This is a genomic window from Azospira sp. APE16 (assembly GCF_047901315.1).
GTDB lineage: Bacteria > Pseudomonadota > Gammaproteobacteria > Burkholderiales > Rhodocyclaceae > Azospira > Azospira oryzae.
Genome location: NZ_CP179682.1, coordinates 483,643 through 497,955, shown reverse-complemented (window position 1 = coordinate 497,955; position 14,313 = coordinate 483,643). Strand labels below are relative to the sequence as shown.

Below are 14,313 nucleotides of genomic sequence, written 5' to 3'. Positions count from 1 at the left end.
GTCAGACCTTGATGCCCAGGCGGCTGACGGCCACCAGGGCCTGGGTCCGGCTGGAAACGCCGAGGGCCTTGAAAATGGCGGTGATGTGGATTTTCACCGTGCCTTCGGAGAGGCCCAGCAGATTGGCGATGTCCCGGTTGGACTTGCCCTTGGTCATCAGCCCCAGCACCTCGGCCTGACGCTCGGTCAGACCGAATTCGGAAGCGGGCGCTTCCTGCACCGCCGGCGTGGGCGCCAGTTCGGCCCCCAGGTTCACCGGCATGGTCTGCTCCGGCTTGTGAATGCTGCCGCCCAACACCTGCCGCACCGCCGCCACCAGCTTCTCGGTGGAATAGGCCTTGGGAATGAAGCCCAGGGCGCCGTGCTTGAGCGCCCGGTTCACCGTATGGGCATCGTCGTAGGCGGAAACGACCACCACCGGAACGGCGGGGAAGCGGCTGCGGAAGAGGTCCAGGCAGGCCAGGCCATCAAGCCCCGGCAGGGCGATGTCCAGCAGCACCAGATCCAGGTCCGCTTCCTTTTCCAGCACGGCGAGGGCGGAATGGCAATCGCCAGCCTCGAAGACGGTCACCTCCGCTTCCAGCTGACGCAGTACGCGAACCAGGCCCTCCCTGACGAGCGCGTGGTCTTCGATGACGAGCAAATTGAGCATAGGGTTATGGGATGACGTTGTTGTTTTGGCGCTAATTTAGCACTCCGGCGGACTCCCGGCTATTCCGGCGCAGAAAATATTCGCTACTATGGCAGGATACGGCGCCAACAAAGGAGACCCACCATGAGCCTCAACAACGGAAGCAACGATCCCCTGGATTTCGTCAAGAACATGTGGGGCAATATGGGCTTCTCCCTCCCCGGCATGGTCACCCCCACCCTGGACACGGACGAGCTGCAAAAGCAGATCACCGACCTGAAGGCAGTGGAAGGCTGGCTGCGCATGAACCTGTCCATGCTGCAGATGACCATCCAGGGCATGGAAATGCAGCACTCCACCCTCACCGCCGTAAAGACCATGGGAGCCATGGCCGCCCAGCAGCGGGAGGAAATGGCCCAGGACACCTCGGGCACGGCCGAAGCCGCCGGCGCCGCCGCCGAAGCCGCGGCCAGCGCTTTTTCCCAGGCTGCCATGTGGCCCTGGAACATGATGAACCAGGTACAGGAACACCTGCAGCAACAGCAGGCCGCCCAGCCGGAAGCCCCGGCCGAACCGCCCAAGGCAAAGGCTGCCGCCAAGACGGCAGCCAAGCCAAAAAAGCCTGCCGCCGGCAGCCGCAGCAAGAAAACCCAGTAACTTCTGGCAACAGCACCAATAAAAAACCCGGGACTAGCCCGGGCTTTTTATTGGCAGCGAAATAGGCGGCACGACGAGGCGGCGCGACGGCAACGCTCAGGCAGCCAGGGCCGTCAGCAGCTTCTGGTGGATACCGCCGAAGCCGCCATTGCTCATCACCAGCACCTGGTCTCCCGGCCTGGCGGCGGCGGCGATGCGGGCCACCAGCCCCTCCAGGTCGTCCAGCACCACGGCCCGCTCGCCCAGGGATGCCAGGGCGGCAGCCGCATCCCAGCCCAGATCCCGGGAATAGCAGAAGACCAGATCCGCATCCACCAGGCTGCCAGCCAGCCGGTCCTTCATCACGCCCAGTTTCATGGTGTTGGAGCGGGGCTCCAGCACCGCCAGGATGCGGCCGGAGCCTTTGCCCAGCTTGTGCCGCAGGCCGGCCACGGTGGTGGCGATGGCGGTCGGATGGTGGGCGAAATCGTCCAGCACCGTGATGTCGCGCACCGTGCCCCGCACTTCCATGCGCCGCTTCACATTCTGGAAGGAGGACAGGGCCTGCAGGCCGTCCTCGGGCCGCACCCCCACGTGACGGGCAGCCAGGATGGCGGCCACGGCGTTCTGCCGGTTGTGCTCGCCGGTCAGGCCCCAGGTGGTGCGGGCCACTTCCCGGCCATCCTGCAGCAGGACCAGAGAACCGTCGCCGTCGTCGCCGATGGCGGACCAGCTGTCGCCGCCGAACCACTCCACCCCAGACCAGCAGCCCCGGGCCAGCACCCGCTGCAAGCTTTCCTCCCGGGCATTGGCCACCACCAGGCCGGAACGGGGCATGGTGCGCACCAGATGGTGAAATTGGGTCTCGATCGCCGCCAGATCGGCAAAAATGTCGGCATGATCGAACTCAAGGTTGTTCAGCACGACCGTCCGCGGCCGGTAGTGGATGAACTTGGAGCGCTTGTCGCAGAAGGCCGTATCGTATTCATCCGCCTCGATGACGAAGAAAGGCAGGTCGGTGAGGCGGGCCGACAGGCCGAAATTCTGGGGCACGCCGCCGATGAGAAAGCCCGGGTTGAGGCCGGCGCACTCGAGAATCCAGGCCAGCATGGAACTGGTGGTGGTCTTGCCGTGGGTGCCGGCCACGCCCAGGACCCACTTGCCTTGCAGCACATGCTCGGCCAGCCACTGGGGGCCGGACACATAGGGCAGCCCCTGGTCGAGAATGGCCTCGAGCAGCGGATTGCCACGGGAAATGGCGTTACCGACGACAAAAATGTCGGGATCGACGGCGATCTGGCCAGCATCGTAGCCCTCGGTCAGTTCGATGCCCTGAGCCTCCAGCTGGGTGCTCATGGGCGGATAGACATTGGCATCGCAGCCGGTGACGCGATGGCCGGCAGCCCGGGCCAGCAGGGCGATACCGCCCATGAAGGTGCCGCAGATGCCGAGAATGTGAATATGCATGCAATATTCCGCCGGTTAGAATGAGGCCTGATTCTAACAGCCGGGGTCTGCCATGAAGCCATCCTCTCGCCGTGCCGATGCCCAGGCCTCCCGCAACGCCCACCTGCGCCAGCTCATCGCCAGCACCGCCGCCCGCCTCATGGCGGAAGACGGCATCGCCGACTACCCATTGGCCAAGCGCAAGGCAGCCCGGCAGCTGGGCAGCCCGGATACGGACGCCCTGCCCACCAATGCCGAGGTGGAAAGCGAGCTGCGGGCCTACCAGGCCCTCTACCAGGAGCGGGAACAGAAGGAACGGATCGACGAACTACGGGGAAAAGCGGCAGAAATGATGGAGATCATGACGCCATTTCACCCCTATCTCACCGGTTCCGTCCTGGACGGCAGCGCCGGCCGCTACGCCGAGGTGGACATTCTGCTCTACCCGGACAGCGCCAAGGAGGTGGAGATATTCCTCCTCAACCGGCAAATCCCCTTTGAACACACCACGCCCCGCCACGACCGGGTGGATGCGGTGCTGCAACTGGATATGGAAGGGGACACCATCAATCTGGTGATCTACCCGCCCCAGGACGAACGCACCGCCTACCGCGGCCGGGACGGCCGCCTGCGGGAGCGGGCCCGCCTGGAAGCCGTGCGCGCCCTGCTACCGGCAAATCCATGAAACCGACACGCCCCTTGTTAATGCGCCTGGCCCTGGCCATCGGCCTGGCCGCCACAGCCTTCGCCGCCGGCCTCTATTTCGGCCGGGGCGAGCACCCGGCCTTTACCCCCGAACCGCCGGCGAAGGCCGTACGGCAGCTCCTGCAACTGCAGCTGCCGACGGCTGACGGCAAACCCCAGGCCCTGGCCCAGTGGTCCGGGCAGGTGCGGGTCATCAATTACTGGGCCACCTGGTGCCCGCCCTGCCGGGAGGAAATGCCCGAGTTTTCCCGCCTGCAGCAGGAGCTGGGGAGCAAGGGGGTGCAATTTATCGGCATTGCCCTGGATTCTGCCGACAGCGTGCAGGAATTCGCCGCCAAGCAGCCAACCGCCTACCCCCTGCTGATCGCCACCCCGGAAGCCGTGGGCAACCTGAAAAATCTGGGCAACAGCCGGGGCGGCCTGCCCTTCACCCTGGTGCTGGACCGCCAGGGCCAGGCCCGCCACGTACGCCTGGGCGGACTCAACGGCGCCGAACTGGCAGCCATCCTGCAACCCCTGCTATGACTTTCGAAAGAGGCAAACTGGACAAACTGTCGCGAATTGCGGCAAACTTGCTGCCATGAAGAAGCAAACTTCATCTTCCGCCAAGGGCAAGACCCAGGCAGAACAAACCATTCCGCCGCGCCTGCTGGTCCTGCACGGCCCCAACCTGAACCTGCTCGGCACCCGGGAGCCCCAGATTTACGGGAGCACCACCCTGGCCGACATCAACCGGGCTCTGGCCGTGCGCGCCGAATCTGCCGGCGTCGAACTGGAAGCTTTCCAAAGCAACCATGAAGGCGCCCTGATCGAACGCATCCATGCGGCCCGGGAGCAGGGAGTACGCTTCATCCTCATCAACCCGGCGGCCTACACCCATACCAGCGTTGCGCTGCGGGACGCCCTGGCCGCGGTCGGCATCCCCTTCGTCGAAGTGCATCTCTCCAATGTCTTCGCCCGGGAGCCGTTCCGGCACCACTCCTATTTTTCCGATCTGGCGATCGGGGTCATCAGCGGTCTGGGGTCCGAGGGATATTCCCTGGCCCTGGAGTTCCTGCTGAGCCGACTCAACGCCGACTGAGCTGCCACGCCAGACCCGGTTTCCGGTTTTTCACATCTAGCTACTTCCACCGCCAACTCAATAGGGCGGATTTTCGAGGGAGAATTCAATGGATCTGCGTAAACTCAAAAAACTCATCGACCTGGTACAGGAATCCGGCATCTCCGAGCTGGAGGTCACCGAAGGCGAAGAAAAAGTCCGCATTGCCAAGCATGTCGCCGCCCCCGTGGGCCAGCCCATGACCTACGCCGTGCCCGCCGCCGCCCCGGCTGCCGCACCGGCCCCCAGCAGCGTGAACCTGGACGACACCGACGACCTGCCGGAAGGCCACGTGGTCAAGTCGCCCATGGTCGGCACCTTCTACCGCGCCTCCTCCCCCGGCGCCGAGCCCTTCGTGCAGGTGGGCCAGACCGTCAAGCAGGGCGACACCCTGTGCATCATCGAAGCCATGAAGCTGCTCAACGAGATCGAAGCCGACGCTTCCGGCACCATCAAGGCCATCCTGCTGGACAACGGCGAACCGGTTGAATTCGGCGAACCCCTGTTCGTCATCGGCTAAGGAGTTTTCTCCATGTTCGAGAAAATCCTCATCGCCAACCGGGGCGAGATCGCCCTGCGGGTCCAGCGGGCCTGCCGTGAGCTGGGCATCAAGACCGTGGTGGTGCACTCCGAAGCCGACCGGGAAGCCAAGTATGTGAAGCTGGCGGACGAATCCGTCTGCATCGGCCCGGCCTCCTCCGCCCTCAGCTACCTCAACATCCCGGCCATCATCTCCGCCGCCGAGGTCACCGATGCCCAGGCCATTCACCCGGGCTACGGCTTCCTCTCCGAAAATGCGGACTTCGCCGAGCGGGTCGAATCCTCCGGCTTCGTCTTCATCGGCCCCCGGGCCGAAACCATCCGCCTCATGGGCGACAAGGTTTCCGCCAAGGACGCCATGAAGGCTGCGGGCGTGCCCTGCGTGCCCGGCTCCGATGGCGCCCTGCCGGAAGACCCCAAGGAAATCATCAAGATCGGCCGCGCCGTCGGCTACCCGGTGATCATCAAGGCTGCCGGCGGCGGCGGCGGTCGCGGCATGCGCGTGGTGCATACCGAAGCCGCCCTCATCAACGCCGTGGCCATGACCCGCCAGGAAGCCCAGACCGCTTTCGGCAACCCCATGGTGTACATGGAGAAGTTCCTGGAGAACCCGCGCCACGTGGAAATCCAGGTGCTGGCCGACGAGTTCAAGAACGCCGTCTACCTGGGCGAGCGGGACTGCTCCATGCAGCGCCGCCACCAGAAGGTGATCGAGGAAGCGCCGGCTCCCGGCATCCCCGCCCGCCTCATCGCCCGGGTCGGCGAGCGCTGCGCCGAAGCCTGCCGCCGCATCGGCTATCGCGGCGCCGGCACCTTCGAGTTCCTCTACGAGAACGGCGAGTTCTACTTCATCGAGATGAACACCCGGGTTCAGGTGGAGCATCCGGTGACCGAACTGATCACCGGCATCGACATCGTCCAGGAACAGATCCGCATCGCCGCCGGCGAGAAGCTGCGCTTCAAGCAGCGGGACATCCAGTTCCGCGGCCACGCCATCGAATGCCGCGTGAACGCCGAAGATCCCTTCACCTTCGTGCCCTCTCCCGGCACCATCAGCTGGTGGCACCCGCCCGGCGGCCCCGGCGTGCGCGTGGATTCCCATGCCTATTCCGGCTACAAGGTGCCGCCCCACTACGATTCCATGATCGGCAAGATCATCACCTTCGGCGACACCCGGGAACAGGCCATCCGCCGCATGCGCATCGCCCTTTCCGAGACCGTGGTGCAGGGCATCAAGACCAACATCCCGCTGCATCAGGAACTGATGCAGGACGCCCGCTTCGTCGAAGGCGGCACCAGCATCCACTACCTGGAGCACAAGCTGGCCGCCAAGAACGAAGTGAAGTCGGTGGAAGGCTAAGCGCCGATGGCCTGGCTCCAGCTCCGCTGCGACACCGACGCTGCCAGCGCCGAAGCCCTCACCGACGCCCTGATGGAGGCGGGGGCCCTCTCCGCCGGCATCGAGGATGCGGATGCGGGCACGCCGGAAGAGACGCCCCAGTTCGGCGAACCGGGCATGGACATCGCGGCGGCCTGGGACCATTCCCGCATCGCCGCCCTGTTCGAGGCCGATGCGGACGCGGGGGCGGTGCTTGCCGCCTGCTGCGCCGGGCTGGGTCTGCCGACGCCCCCCTTCACCCTGGAAACGGTGGAGGAGCAGAACTGGGTGCAGCTGACCCAGTCCCAGTTCGACCCCATCCGCGTCTCCGACAAGCTGTGGATCGTGCCCTCCTGGCACGAGACCCCGGCCCCGGACGCCATCAACCTGATCCTGGACCCGGGCATGGCCTTCGGCACCGGCTCCCACCCCACCACCCGGCTCTGCCTGGAATGGCTGGAGCGCTACGTCACCGCCGATTGCAGCCTGCTCGACTACGGCTGCGGCTCCGGCATCCTGGCCATCGCCGCCGCCCGTCTCGGCGCCAACCCGGTGACCGGGGTGGACATTGATCCCCAGGCGGTGGATGCGGCCAAGGCCAATGCCGAGCGTAACGGTGTCAGCGCCCACTTCGCCGATTCCCGCGAGCCCATCGACGGCCAGTTCGACATCCTCATCGCCAACATCCTGGCCAACCCGCTCAAGGCCCTGGCCCCGGCCCTGGCTGCCCACGTCCGCCCCGGCGGCTGGCTGGCCCTGTCCGGCATCCTGGTGGAACAGGAAGAGGAACTGATGGCCATCTACAGCCCCTGGTTCGCCATGGCCGTGGCCGACCGCCGGGAAGGCTGGGTCTGCCTGGAAGGCCGCCGCATATGATCCTCACCCGCTGCCCCCAACCTGAGTGCCAGACGACCTTCCGGGTCACGCCGGAACAGCTCAAGGCCCGGGGCGGCAAGGTCCGCTGCGGCCAGTGCCAGCACGTCTTCAATGCCCTGGAGCACCTGCTGGACGAAGGCGGCGAGGAAACCGCCACCCTGCGCCCCGCCACGCCACCGGCCGGCCCGGTGGATGCGGGCGAGGCGGCATCTGAAACTGCAACGGGCGCTGCGCCAGAAGGCGCAGTGGAAGCCGATCTCCAGGCGGCCGTACCGGAGAACGGCGACACTCCTGACTCCCAGCCTGACACACTCGAAGACGACCGCCAGGAGCCGATCCTGGACGCCTCCGCCATCGAGGAGCCGAGCGATGCGCCGGTGCTGGCCGACGCCGGCGCCGCGCCGGCCGACCTGGCCCATGACCCGGAAGACCCGATCCTGCCCCGGGAAACCACCGCCATTCCCGGCTACAGCAAGTGGGCCGAGCGCCCCCTGGCCGGTGGCGGCGCCCTCATGGCCGAACCGGCGCGCAAGCCCCGCTGGCCTTTCCTGCTGGCCATCCTGATCCTCTTCTCCGCCCTCCTCGGCCAGATGGCCCACCGCTTCCGCAGCGACCTGGCCATCGCCCTGCCCTCCCTGCAGCCCCTCATGCTCGCCGCCGGCTGGGACATTCCCCTGCCGCGCAAGGCCGAGCTGGTGAGCATCGAAGCCTCCGACCTGCAGGCTGACGCCGCCAAGGGCCAGCTCATCCTGATGGCCACCCTGAAGAACCGGGCGCCCTACGTGCAGGACCTGCCGGCCCTGGAACTGGCCCTCACCGACACCCAGGATGCGGTGGTCTCCCGCCGCGTCCTGCAGCCCGCCGACTATCTCACCGGCACCGCCGCCCCCGCCGGCTTCCAGGCCAACGGCGAAATCCCCGTCAAGCTGTGGATCGAGGCCAAGGATCTGGTGCCCTCGGGCTACCGTCTCTACGTCTTCTACCCGTAATCCCCCGGTAACACGGCCACGGTAGGCTCTGTGGCGTTCGGAATGTTCGGCCCTTCCAGGCGGAAGGGCTTTTTTTCATCCCCGCGCCCCGACCCCATGAGCCACGACTCCCAAAATGAAAGCCCGTTCAAGGGCAAGACCGGCCTCACCCGCCTGTGGAACGCCCTGCACTACTCCATCGACGGCCTGCGTGCCGCCTACCGCCATGAGGATGCCTTCCGCCAGGAGGTGTGGCTGGCCGTGCTGCTCATCCCCGTGGCGGTGCTGCTTCCCGGCAGCGGCATCGGCAAGGCCCTGATGATCGGCAGCGTGCTGCTGGTGCTGGTGGTGGAACTGCTCAACTCGGCGGTGGAAGCCACGGTGGACCGTATCTCCCTGGAAAACCACCGCCTCGCCAAGCGGGCCAAGGACATCGGCAGCGCCGCCGTACTCATTTCCCTGGCCAACGTGGCCGCCGTGTGGAGCCTCGTGCTGCTGGACTAGGCATGGCCACCTGCCGCCAACGTCAGCGAAACTTCATCGAACGGTCACACAAAAGTCACCATTGGTCGCCAGCATGGGCTCCATGCACGAAGACGACCTGCCCCCGCTCTGCGTCCACGACTACGCGCCCAGCCAGCCCCAGCTGCGCATCGCCGTGGTGACGGAAACCTACCCGCCGGAAGTCAATGGCGTGGCCATGACCCTGAGCCGCATGGTGGACGGACTGATCCGCCGCGGCCACCGCATCCAGCTGGTGCGGCCCCGCCAGCACGCCCAGGAGCGCCCGGCCAGCGGCCACGCCCTGGAGGAGGTGCTGGCCGCCGGCGTGCCCATCCCCAGCTATGCCGGCCTCAAGCTGGGCCTGCCCGCCAAGCGCGCCCTCACCCGCCTGTGGTCCCTGCAGCGGCCGGATGTGGTGCATGTGGTGACCGAAGGCCCCCTGGGCAGCTCCGCCATCGCCGCCGCCCGCAAGCTGCGCCTGCCCGTCACCTCCGACTTCCACACCAACTTCCACGCCTACAGCCACCACTACGGCATGGGCTGGCTGAAGCGCCCCATCGCCGCCTACCTGCGCCGCTTCCACAACAAGACCGACGCCACCTTTGTCCCCACCGGGCAGCTGGCCCGGGAGCTGGGCGACAACGGCTACGACAACCTGCAGGTGGTGGCCCGGGGCGTGGATACCGCCCTGTTCCACCCGGAGCGCCGCTCCGCCGAACTGCGCCGCTCCTGGGGCGCCACCGACAACAGCCTGGTGGTGCTGTCCGTGGGCCGCATGGCGCCGGAGAAAAACCTCAATCTGGTGCTGGAGGCCTTCGCCGCCATCCAGGCCCGCCAGCCGGAGGCGCGCCTGGTCTTCGTCGGCGACGGCCCGGTGCGGGCGGGGCTGCAGGCCCGCCATCCGCAGCACGTCTTCGCCGGCATGCGCAGCGGGTCCGACCTGGCCAGCCACTACGCCTCCGGCGACCTGTTCCTCTTCCCCAGCCTCACCGAGACCTTCGGCAACGTCACCCAGGAGGCCCTGGCCTCCGGCCTGCCGGTGGTGGCCTACGACTACGCGGCGGCCTCGGAACTGATCGTGCCCGGCCGCAACGGCCTGCTGGCCCCGGCCGGCGACGCGACCGCCTTCGTCGCCGCGGCCCGGGAGGCGGCCGAACCCAATACCCTCCGGGTGCTACGCAACCACGCCCGCATGAGCGTGGTGGGCAACGACTGGGAGCACATCCACGACGCCTTCGCCGCCGCCCTCGGCCAGGCCGTGCGCAGCCACGAGCGCCGCTACCAGGCCGCCACCGCCATCGTCATGGCGCCGGACTAGGGCCGGGCCGCCGGGCGGCGGCCCGGGTATAATCGCGGGCTTAATCCATTTTCCCGACGATTCCCATGCGCGCACTCATCTGCGGTTCCATCGCCTACGACAACATCATGGTCTTTCCGGACCGCTTCAAGAACCACATCCTGCCGGAACAGATCCATATCCTGAACGTGGCCTTCCTGGTGCCCGAACTGCGCCGCGAATTCGGCGGCTGCGCCGGCAACATCGCCTACAGCCTCAAGCTGCTGGGCGGCGAGCCGGTCATCATGGCCACCGTCGGCGAAGATGCCGCCCCCTACCTGAAGCGCCTCGACGACCTGGGCCTGTCCCGGGAGCACGTGCGCCCCGTGGCCAACAGCTACACCGCCCAGGCCTTCATCACCACCGACCTGGACGACAACCAGATCACCGCCTTCCACCCCGGTGCCATGACCTTCTCCCACCTCAACAGCGTGGGCGAAGCCAAGGACATCGGCCTGGGCATCGTCGCCCCGGACGGCCGCGACGGCATGATCGGCCACGCCAAGCAGTTCGCCGAAGCCGGCATCCCCTTCATCTTCGATCCGGGCCAGGGCATGCCCATGTTCTCCGGCCACGAACTGCTGGATTTCCTGGCCCAGGCCGAATACGCCACCTTCAACGACTACGAGGCCAAGCTGCTCACCGACCGCACCGGCAAGTCCCTGGAAGAGCTGGCCAAGCTGGTCAAGGCCCTGGTGGTGACCCGGGGCGGCGAAGGCTCCCATATCTATGTCGGCGGTCAACGCCTGGATATTCCCTGCGTTAAGGCAGAAGAGGTGGTCGATCCCACGGGCTGCGGCGACGCCTACCGCGCCGGTCTGCTCTACGGTATCGCCAACGGCATGGACTGGGACCAGATCGGCCGCCTCGCCGCCCTCGTCGGCGCCATCAAGATCGCCCGTTCCGGCCCCCAGAACCACACCTTCACCCGTGAAGAAATCGGCGAGCAATACCACCAGGCCTTCGGCAGCCGCCTGTGGTAAGCCCCGCCGGCAAGGAGAAAGCATGACCCGTATTCCCTCCCTCGCCATCGCCGGCCTGGCCGGCCTGCTGCTGCTCGGCAGCCTGGCCGGCTGTGCCAACAGCCAGTCCGGCAGTTCCTACGGCCGCAGCAGCACCCGCCAGGAAATGACCGTGCGCCAGGGTGTCGTCGAATCCGTGCGCAAGGTCACCATCGAAGGCGGCAACACCCCGGTGGGCACCGTCGCCGGTGCCGCCATCGGCGGTATGGCCGGCAGCAACGTGGGTGGCGGCCGCGGCAGCACCGTCGGCGCCATCCTCGGCGCCGTCGCCGGCGGCATGGCCGGCAGCGCCCTGGAAGAGAAGATCAGCAAGAAGGACGGCGTCGAAATCACCGTCAAGCTGGACAACGGCAACCTGGTGGCCATCGTCCAGGAAGCCGACGAGGAATTCCATCCGGGCGAAAGGGTGCGCATCCTCTCCGGCAACGGCAGCAGCCGCGTCAGCCACTGAGTCCGACCCCGTGCCGGCACCACGCCGGCACGGCTCCCCGCTTCATCCAAACTTCACTACGGCGCAACCTCGGCGTAACAGACGCTCTCTAGATTCTGTCCTCATGACTCAAGGAGGACAGACCATGCAGAACGAACAGACGTCGCTGGAACAAAGCCGCCGCATCTACGCCCGCAACCTTTCCGTCGGCCTGGCCGAGAGCGAACGGGAAATTCTCGAAGCCCAGAAACTGCGTTACCGCGTCTTCGGCCAGGAGATGGGCGCCAAGCTGCCCAGCCGGGTGCCGGGGGTGGACCAGGACATCTACGACCCCTATTGCGACCACCTGGTCTGCCGCAACGAGGACAGCGGCGAGATCATCGGCACCTACCGCATCCTGTCGCCGGAAAAGGCCCGCAAGATCGGCGGCTACTACACCGAAAACGAATTCGACCTGACCCGCCTGCAGCACCTGCGCCCGCGCCTGGTGGAAGTGGGCCGCTCCTGCGTCCATCCGGATTACCGCACCGGCGCCACCATCACCCTGCTGTGGTCCGGCCTGGCCCGCTACATGCTGGAAAACGGCCACGAGTACCTGGTGGGCTGCGCCTCCATCAGCATGGCCGACGGCGGCCACGCCGCGGCGGCTCTGTATAATCAGCTGCAGGACCACCTGAGCCCCCTGGAGTACCGCGTCTTCCCCCGCTGCCCCCTGCCCCTGGAGGCCCTGCGCAACGAGGTGAAGGCCGAGACCCCGCCCCTGATCAAGGGCTACCTGCGGGCCGGCGCCTGGATCTGCGGTGAACCGGCCTGGGACCCGGACTTCAACACCGCCGACCTGCCGGTGCTGCTGCCCATGTCCAAGGTGGACGCCCGCTACGCCAAACACTTTCTGGGACGTTGAAACTGGATACATCGCCACCCCGCAGCGGGGCTGAAGCCCATCTCCTGCCCCGCCCCATCCGCTGGTTCCGCCTGTCCCGCCTGATGCTGCACCTGGTGCACGGCATCCTGGTGGTGGCCCTGTGGTATCCCCTGATCGGCACGGAACGGCGCCTGCGCCTGAAGCAGGCCTGGTCGGAGAAGCTGCTCAACATCCTCGGCGTGCACCTGCAGGCCCAGCTACAGGGTCTGCCCCCGGGCAGCCTGCTGGTGGCCAATCATGTCTCCTGGCTGGACGTCTATCTGATCAACGCCGCCCAGCCGGCCGCCTTCGTCTCCAAGGCCGAAGTGCGGCAGTGGCCCGTCATCGGCTGGCTCTCGGCGCGCACCGACACCATTTTCCTGCGCCGCGGCAGCCGCGGCCATGCCCGGATCATCAACGAGGAAATCGGCGCCATCCTGGGCCGGGGCCACATGGTGGCCCTCTTCCCGGAAGGCACCACCACCGACGGCGGCAGCCTGCTGCACTTCCACGGCGCCCTGCTGCAACCGGCCATCGAGGCCGGACGCCCCATCGTTCCCCTGGCCCTCTCCTACCATGACCGCAACGGCCGGCGCAGCACCGCTGCCGCCTACGTGGGGGAAACCAGTTTGTGGCAATGCCTGCAATCCATCCTGGCGGCCGGCTGGCTGGAAGGTCGGGTGGAGGCATGCCCGCCCCTCACCGTGGAGGCCGCGGGAGGGCGCAAGGAACTGGCCCAGCAAGCCCGCCAGCAGATCGCCACGCGCCTCATGCTGGGCAGCAACGAGACAGGGGCAGTCGCGCCCCTGCAGCACGCCGCCTAGGCCAGCCCCAACGTCACCGCAGTCTGCTGCCAGCGCCAGGTGTCGCGGCACATGGCGGCCAGGTCATACTGGGCCTTCCAGCCCAGGATCTGTTCAGCGCGTGACGGATCGGCAAAGTACTCCGCTAGGTCCCCGGGACGCCGAGGCCCGACACGATAGGGGATAGATTTGCCCGAGGCTTGCGCAAATGCCTCCACCATTTCCAGAACGCTGTAACCCCTGCCGGCCCCCAGATTCACCGTAAGCAGGCCGGCATCGTCGGTGAAAAGATACTGCAGTGCCGCCAGATGCCCCCTGGCCAAGTCCATGACATGAATGTAGTCACGGATTCCGGTACCGTCCGGTGTCGGGTAATCGTTGCCGAAGACCTCCAACCGTTCCCGGACTCCGGCTGCCACCTGGGCGACAAAGGGCATGAGGTTATTGGGAATCCCCAGGGGCGCCTCGCCCAACAGGCCACTCTGGTGCGCACCAACAGGATTGAAATAGCGCAGGCAGGCAACCTGCCAGGCCGGATCGCTTTGCCGCAGGTCACCGAGCATCTGCTCGACCATCAACTTGCTGCGCCCATAGGGATTGATGGGCGCCACCGGCAAGTCTTCGTGAAATTTGACGATCCCGGGATTGCCATAGACAGTGGCCGAGGAACTGAAGACAAGACGACGCACCCCGGCGGCGGCCATGGCTTCGAAGAGGACCAGGCTGCCATAAACGTTCCACTCGTAATAGCGCAGAGGCTGGGCCACCGACTCCCCCACCGCCTTGAGGCCGGCAAAGTGGATCACGGCATCGACAGCCTGCTCCCGGAAAATCCGGCACAGCAACTGGCGGTCCCGCACGTCGCCCTCGATGAAGATCGGCGCGGCACCGCCCAGGCCGGCGATGCGCTCGGCCACATCGGCACGGCTGTTGGAGAGGTTGTCGAGGATGGTGACGCAATGGCCGGCCTGCAGCAACTCGACGCAGGTATGGGAACCGATGTAACCCAGGCCGCCGGTGACCAGAATATGCATG

At 66.6% G+C, this 14,313-nt stretch carries 17 protein-coding genes; 14 read left to right on the top strand and 3 right to left on the bottom strand.

Annotated features, from left to right (window positions below):
* Position 1: 1 nt before the first annotated feature.
* Entirely contained in the window at positions 2-652 is a 651-nt protein-coding gene (locus ACLSSQ_RS02525) for a response regulator (protein WP_014235497.1), read from the bottom strand.
* A gap of 123 nt (positions 653-775) precedes the next feature.
* Between ACLSSQ_RS02525 and ACLSSQ_RS02520 the strand changes: the two genes are divergently transcribed.
* Positions 776-1,288, top strand: coding sequence for a PhaM family polyhydroxyalkanoate granule multifunctional regulatory protein (locus ACLSSQ_RS02520; protein WP_205229791.1), 513 nt, complete (start codon positions 776-778; stop codon positions 1,286-1,288).
* Positions 1,289-1,384: 96 nt separating this feature from the next.
* On the opposite strand, the gene mpl is transcribed toward ACLSSQ_RS02520, so the two are convergent.
* Positions 1,385-2,734: a UDP-N-acetylmuramate:L-alanyl-gamma-D-glutamyl-meso-diaminopimelate ligase gene (mpl, locus tag ACLSSQ_RS02515; RefSeq protein ID WP_287875197.1), complete on the bottom strand. Its 1,350-nt coding sequence runs from the start codon at positions 2,732-2,734 to the stop codon at positions 1,385-1,387.
* Positions 2,735-2,786: 52 nt separating this feature from the next.
* Between mpl and ACLSSQ_RS02510 the strand changes: the two genes are divergently transcribed.
* From ACLSSQ_RS02510 to ACLSSQ_RS02450, 13 genes are all read left to right on the top strand, one after another.
* Positions 2,787-3,398 (top strand): hypothetical protein, encoded by a 612-nt coding sequence (locus ACLSSQ_RS02510; protein WP_416243713.1) that lies wholly within the window; start codon positions 2,787-2,789, stop codon positions 3,396-3,398.
* Positions 3,395-3,943 carry a TlpA family protein disulfide reductase gene (locus tag ACLSSQ_RS02505; protein ID WP_014235501.1) on the top strand — a complete coding sequence of 183 codons (549 nt, stop codon included), beginning with the start codon at positions 3,395-3,397 and terminating at the stop codon, positions 3,941-3,943. The genes ACLSSQ_RS02510 and ACLSSQ_RS02505 overlap by 4 nt, the downstream gene beginning before the upstream one ends.
* Before the next feature lie 55 nt (positions 3,944-3,998).
* A complete protein-coding gene (aroQ, locus tag ACLSSQ_RS02500; RefSeq protein ID WP_014235502.1) occupies positions 3,999-4,499 on the top strand; it encodes a type II 3-dehydroquinate dehydratase in 501 nt (166 codons plus the stop codon).
* A gap of 88 nt (positions 4,500-4,587) precedes the next feature.
* Positions 4,588-5,037, top strand: coding sequence for an acetyl-CoA carboxylase biotin carboxyl carrier protein (accB, locus tag ACLSSQ_RS02495; protein WP_130459907.1), 450 nt, complete (start codon positions 4,588-4,590; stop codon positions 5,035-5,037).
* A 12-nt stretch (positions 5,038-5,049) separates the two neighbouring features.
* Complete coding sequence (accC, locus tag ACLSSQ_RS02490) at positions 5,050-6,417, top strand: acetyl-CoA carboxylase biotin carboxylase subunit (RefSeq protein ID WP_014235504.1); 1,368 nt, start codon at positions 5,050-5,052, stop codon at positions 6,415-6,417.
* Between the two features lie 6 nt (positions 6,418-6,423).
* Entirely contained in the window at positions 6,424-7,311 is an 888-nt protein-coding gene (prmA, locus tag ACLSSQ_RS02485; RefSeq protein WP_014235505.1) for a 50S ribosomal protein L11 methyltransferase, read from the top strand.
* Positions 7,308-8,300 (top strand): DUF3426 domain-containing protein, encoded by a 993-nt coding sequence (locus tag ACLSSQ_RS02480; RefSeq protein WP_416243712.1) that lies wholly within the window; start codon positions 7,308-7,310, stop codon positions 8,298-8,300. Before prmA ends, ACLSSQ_RS02480 begins: the two co-directional genes overlap by 4 nt.
* Before the next feature lie 96 nt (positions 8,301-8,396).
* On the top strand, positions 8,397-8,783 hold the full coding sequence (locus ACLSSQ_RS02475) for a diacylglycerol kinase (RefSeq protein WP_014235507.1): 387 nt from the start codon (positions 8,397-8,399) through the stop codon (positions 8,781-8,783).
* Positions 8,784-8,865: 82 nt separating this feature from the next.
* On the top strand, positions 8,866-10,101 hold the full coding sequence (locus ACLSSQ_RS02470) for a glycosyltransferase family 4 protein (RefSeq protein WP_130459903.1): 1,236 nt from the start codon (positions 8,866-8,868) through the stop codon (positions 10,099-10,101).
* A gap of 65 nt (positions 10,102-10,166) precedes the next feature.
* Positions 10,167-11,102, top strand: a complete 936-nt coding sequence (locus tag ACLSSQ_RS02465; protein WP_014235509.1) for a carbohydrate kinase family protein — start codon at positions 10,167-10,169, stop codon at positions 11,100-11,102.
* Positions 11,103-11,124: 22 nt separating this feature from the next.
* Entirely contained in the window at positions 11,125-11,592 is a 468-nt protein-coding gene (locus tag ACLSSQ_RS02460; protein ID WP_416243711.1) for a glycine zipper 2TM domain-containing protein, read from the top strand.
* A gap of 124 nt (positions 11,593-11,716) precedes the next feature.
* Positions 11,717-12,475, top strand: a complete 759-nt coding sequence (locus tag ACLSSQ_RS02455; RefSeq protein WP_014235511.1) for a GNAT family N-acetyltransferase — start codon at positions 11,717-11,719, stop codon at positions 12,473-12,475.
* Entirely contained in the window at positions 12,472-13,299 is an 828-nt protein-coding gene (locus ACLSSQ_RS02450; protein ID WP_416243710.1) for a lysophospholipid acyltransferase family protein, read from the top strand. The genes ACLSSQ_RS02455 and ACLSSQ_RS02450 overlap by 4 nt, the downstream gene beginning before the upstream one ends.
* Here ACLSSQ_RS02450 and galE read toward each other — a convergent pair.
* Positions 13,296-14,312 carry a UDP-glucose 4-epimerase GalE gene (gene galE, locus ACLSSQ_RS02445; protein ID WP_416243709.1) on the bottom strand — a complete coding sequence of 339 codons (1,017 nt, stop codon included), beginning with the start codon at positions 14,310-14,312 and terminating at the stop codon, positions 13,296-13,298. The genes ACLSSQ_RS02450 and galE overlap by 4 nt on opposite strands.
* Between the last annotated feature and the right edge of the window lies 1 nt (position 14,313).

Bases quoted from the DNA above. Each gene is read 5' to 3' on its own strand.
- ACLSSQ_RS02525 (WP_014235497.1), bottom strand. From the start codon at position 652: ATGCTCAATTTGCTCGTCATCGAAGACCACGCGCTCGTCAGGGAGGGC.
- ACLSSQ_RS02520 (WP_205229791.1), top strand. From the start codon at position 776: ATGAGCCTCAACAACGGAAGCAACGATCCCCTGGATTTCGTCAAGAAC.
- mpl (WP_287875197.1), bottom strand. From the start codon at position 2,734: ATGCATATTCACATTCTCGGCATCTGCGGCACCTTCATGGGCGGTATC.
- ACLSSQ_RS02510 (WP_416243713.1), top strand. From the start codon at position 2,787: ATGAAGCCATCCTCTCGCCGTGCCGATGCCCAGGCCTCCCGCAACGCC.
- ACLSSQ_RS02505 (WP_014235501.1), top strand. From the start codon at position 3,395: ATGAAACCGACACGCCCCTTGTTAATGCGCCTGGCCCTGGCCATCGGC.
- aroQ (WP_014235502.1), top strand. From the start codon at position 3,999: ATGAAGAAGCAAACTTCATCTTCCGCCAAGGGCAAGACCCAGGCAGAA.
- accB (WP_130459907.1), top strand. From the start codon at position 4,588: ATGGATCTGCGTAAACTCAAAAAACTCATCGACCTGGTACAGGAATCC.
- accC (WP_014235504.1), top strand. From the start codon at position 5,050: ATGTTCGAGAAAATCCTCATCGCCAACCGGGGCGAGATCGCCCTGCGG.
- prmA (WP_014235505.1), top strand. From the start codon at position 6,424: ATGGCCTGGCTCCAGCTCCGCTGCGACACCGACGCTGCCAGCGCCGAA.
- ACLSSQ_RS02480 (WP_416243712.1), top strand. From the start codon at position 7,308: ATGATCCTCACCCGCTGCCCCCAACCTGAGTGCCAGACGACCTTCCGG.
- ACLSSQ_RS02475 (WP_014235507.1), top strand. From the start codon at position 8,397: ATGAGCCACGACTCCCAAAATGAAAGCCCGTTCAAGGGCAAGACCGGC.
- ACLSSQ_RS02470 (WP_130459903.1), top strand. From the start codon at position 8,866: ATGCACGAAGACGACCTGCCCCCGCTCTGCGTCCACGACTACGCGCCC.
- ACLSSQ_RS02465 (WP_014235509.1), top strand. From the start codon at position 10,167: ATGCGCGCACTCATCTGCGGTTCCATCGCCTACGACAACATCATGGTC.
- ACLSSQ_RS02460 (WP_416243711.1), top strand. From the start codon at position 11,125: ATGACCCGTATTCCCTCCCTCGCCATCGCCGGCCTGGCCGGCCTGCTG.
- ACLSSQ_RS02455 (WP_014235511.1), top strand. From the start codon at position 11,717: ATGCAGAACGAACAGACGTCGCTGGAACAAAGCCGCCGCATCTACGCC.
- galE (WP_416243709.1), bottom strand. From the start codon at position 14,312: ATGCATATTCTGGTCACCGGCGGCCTGGGTTACATCGGTTCCCATACC.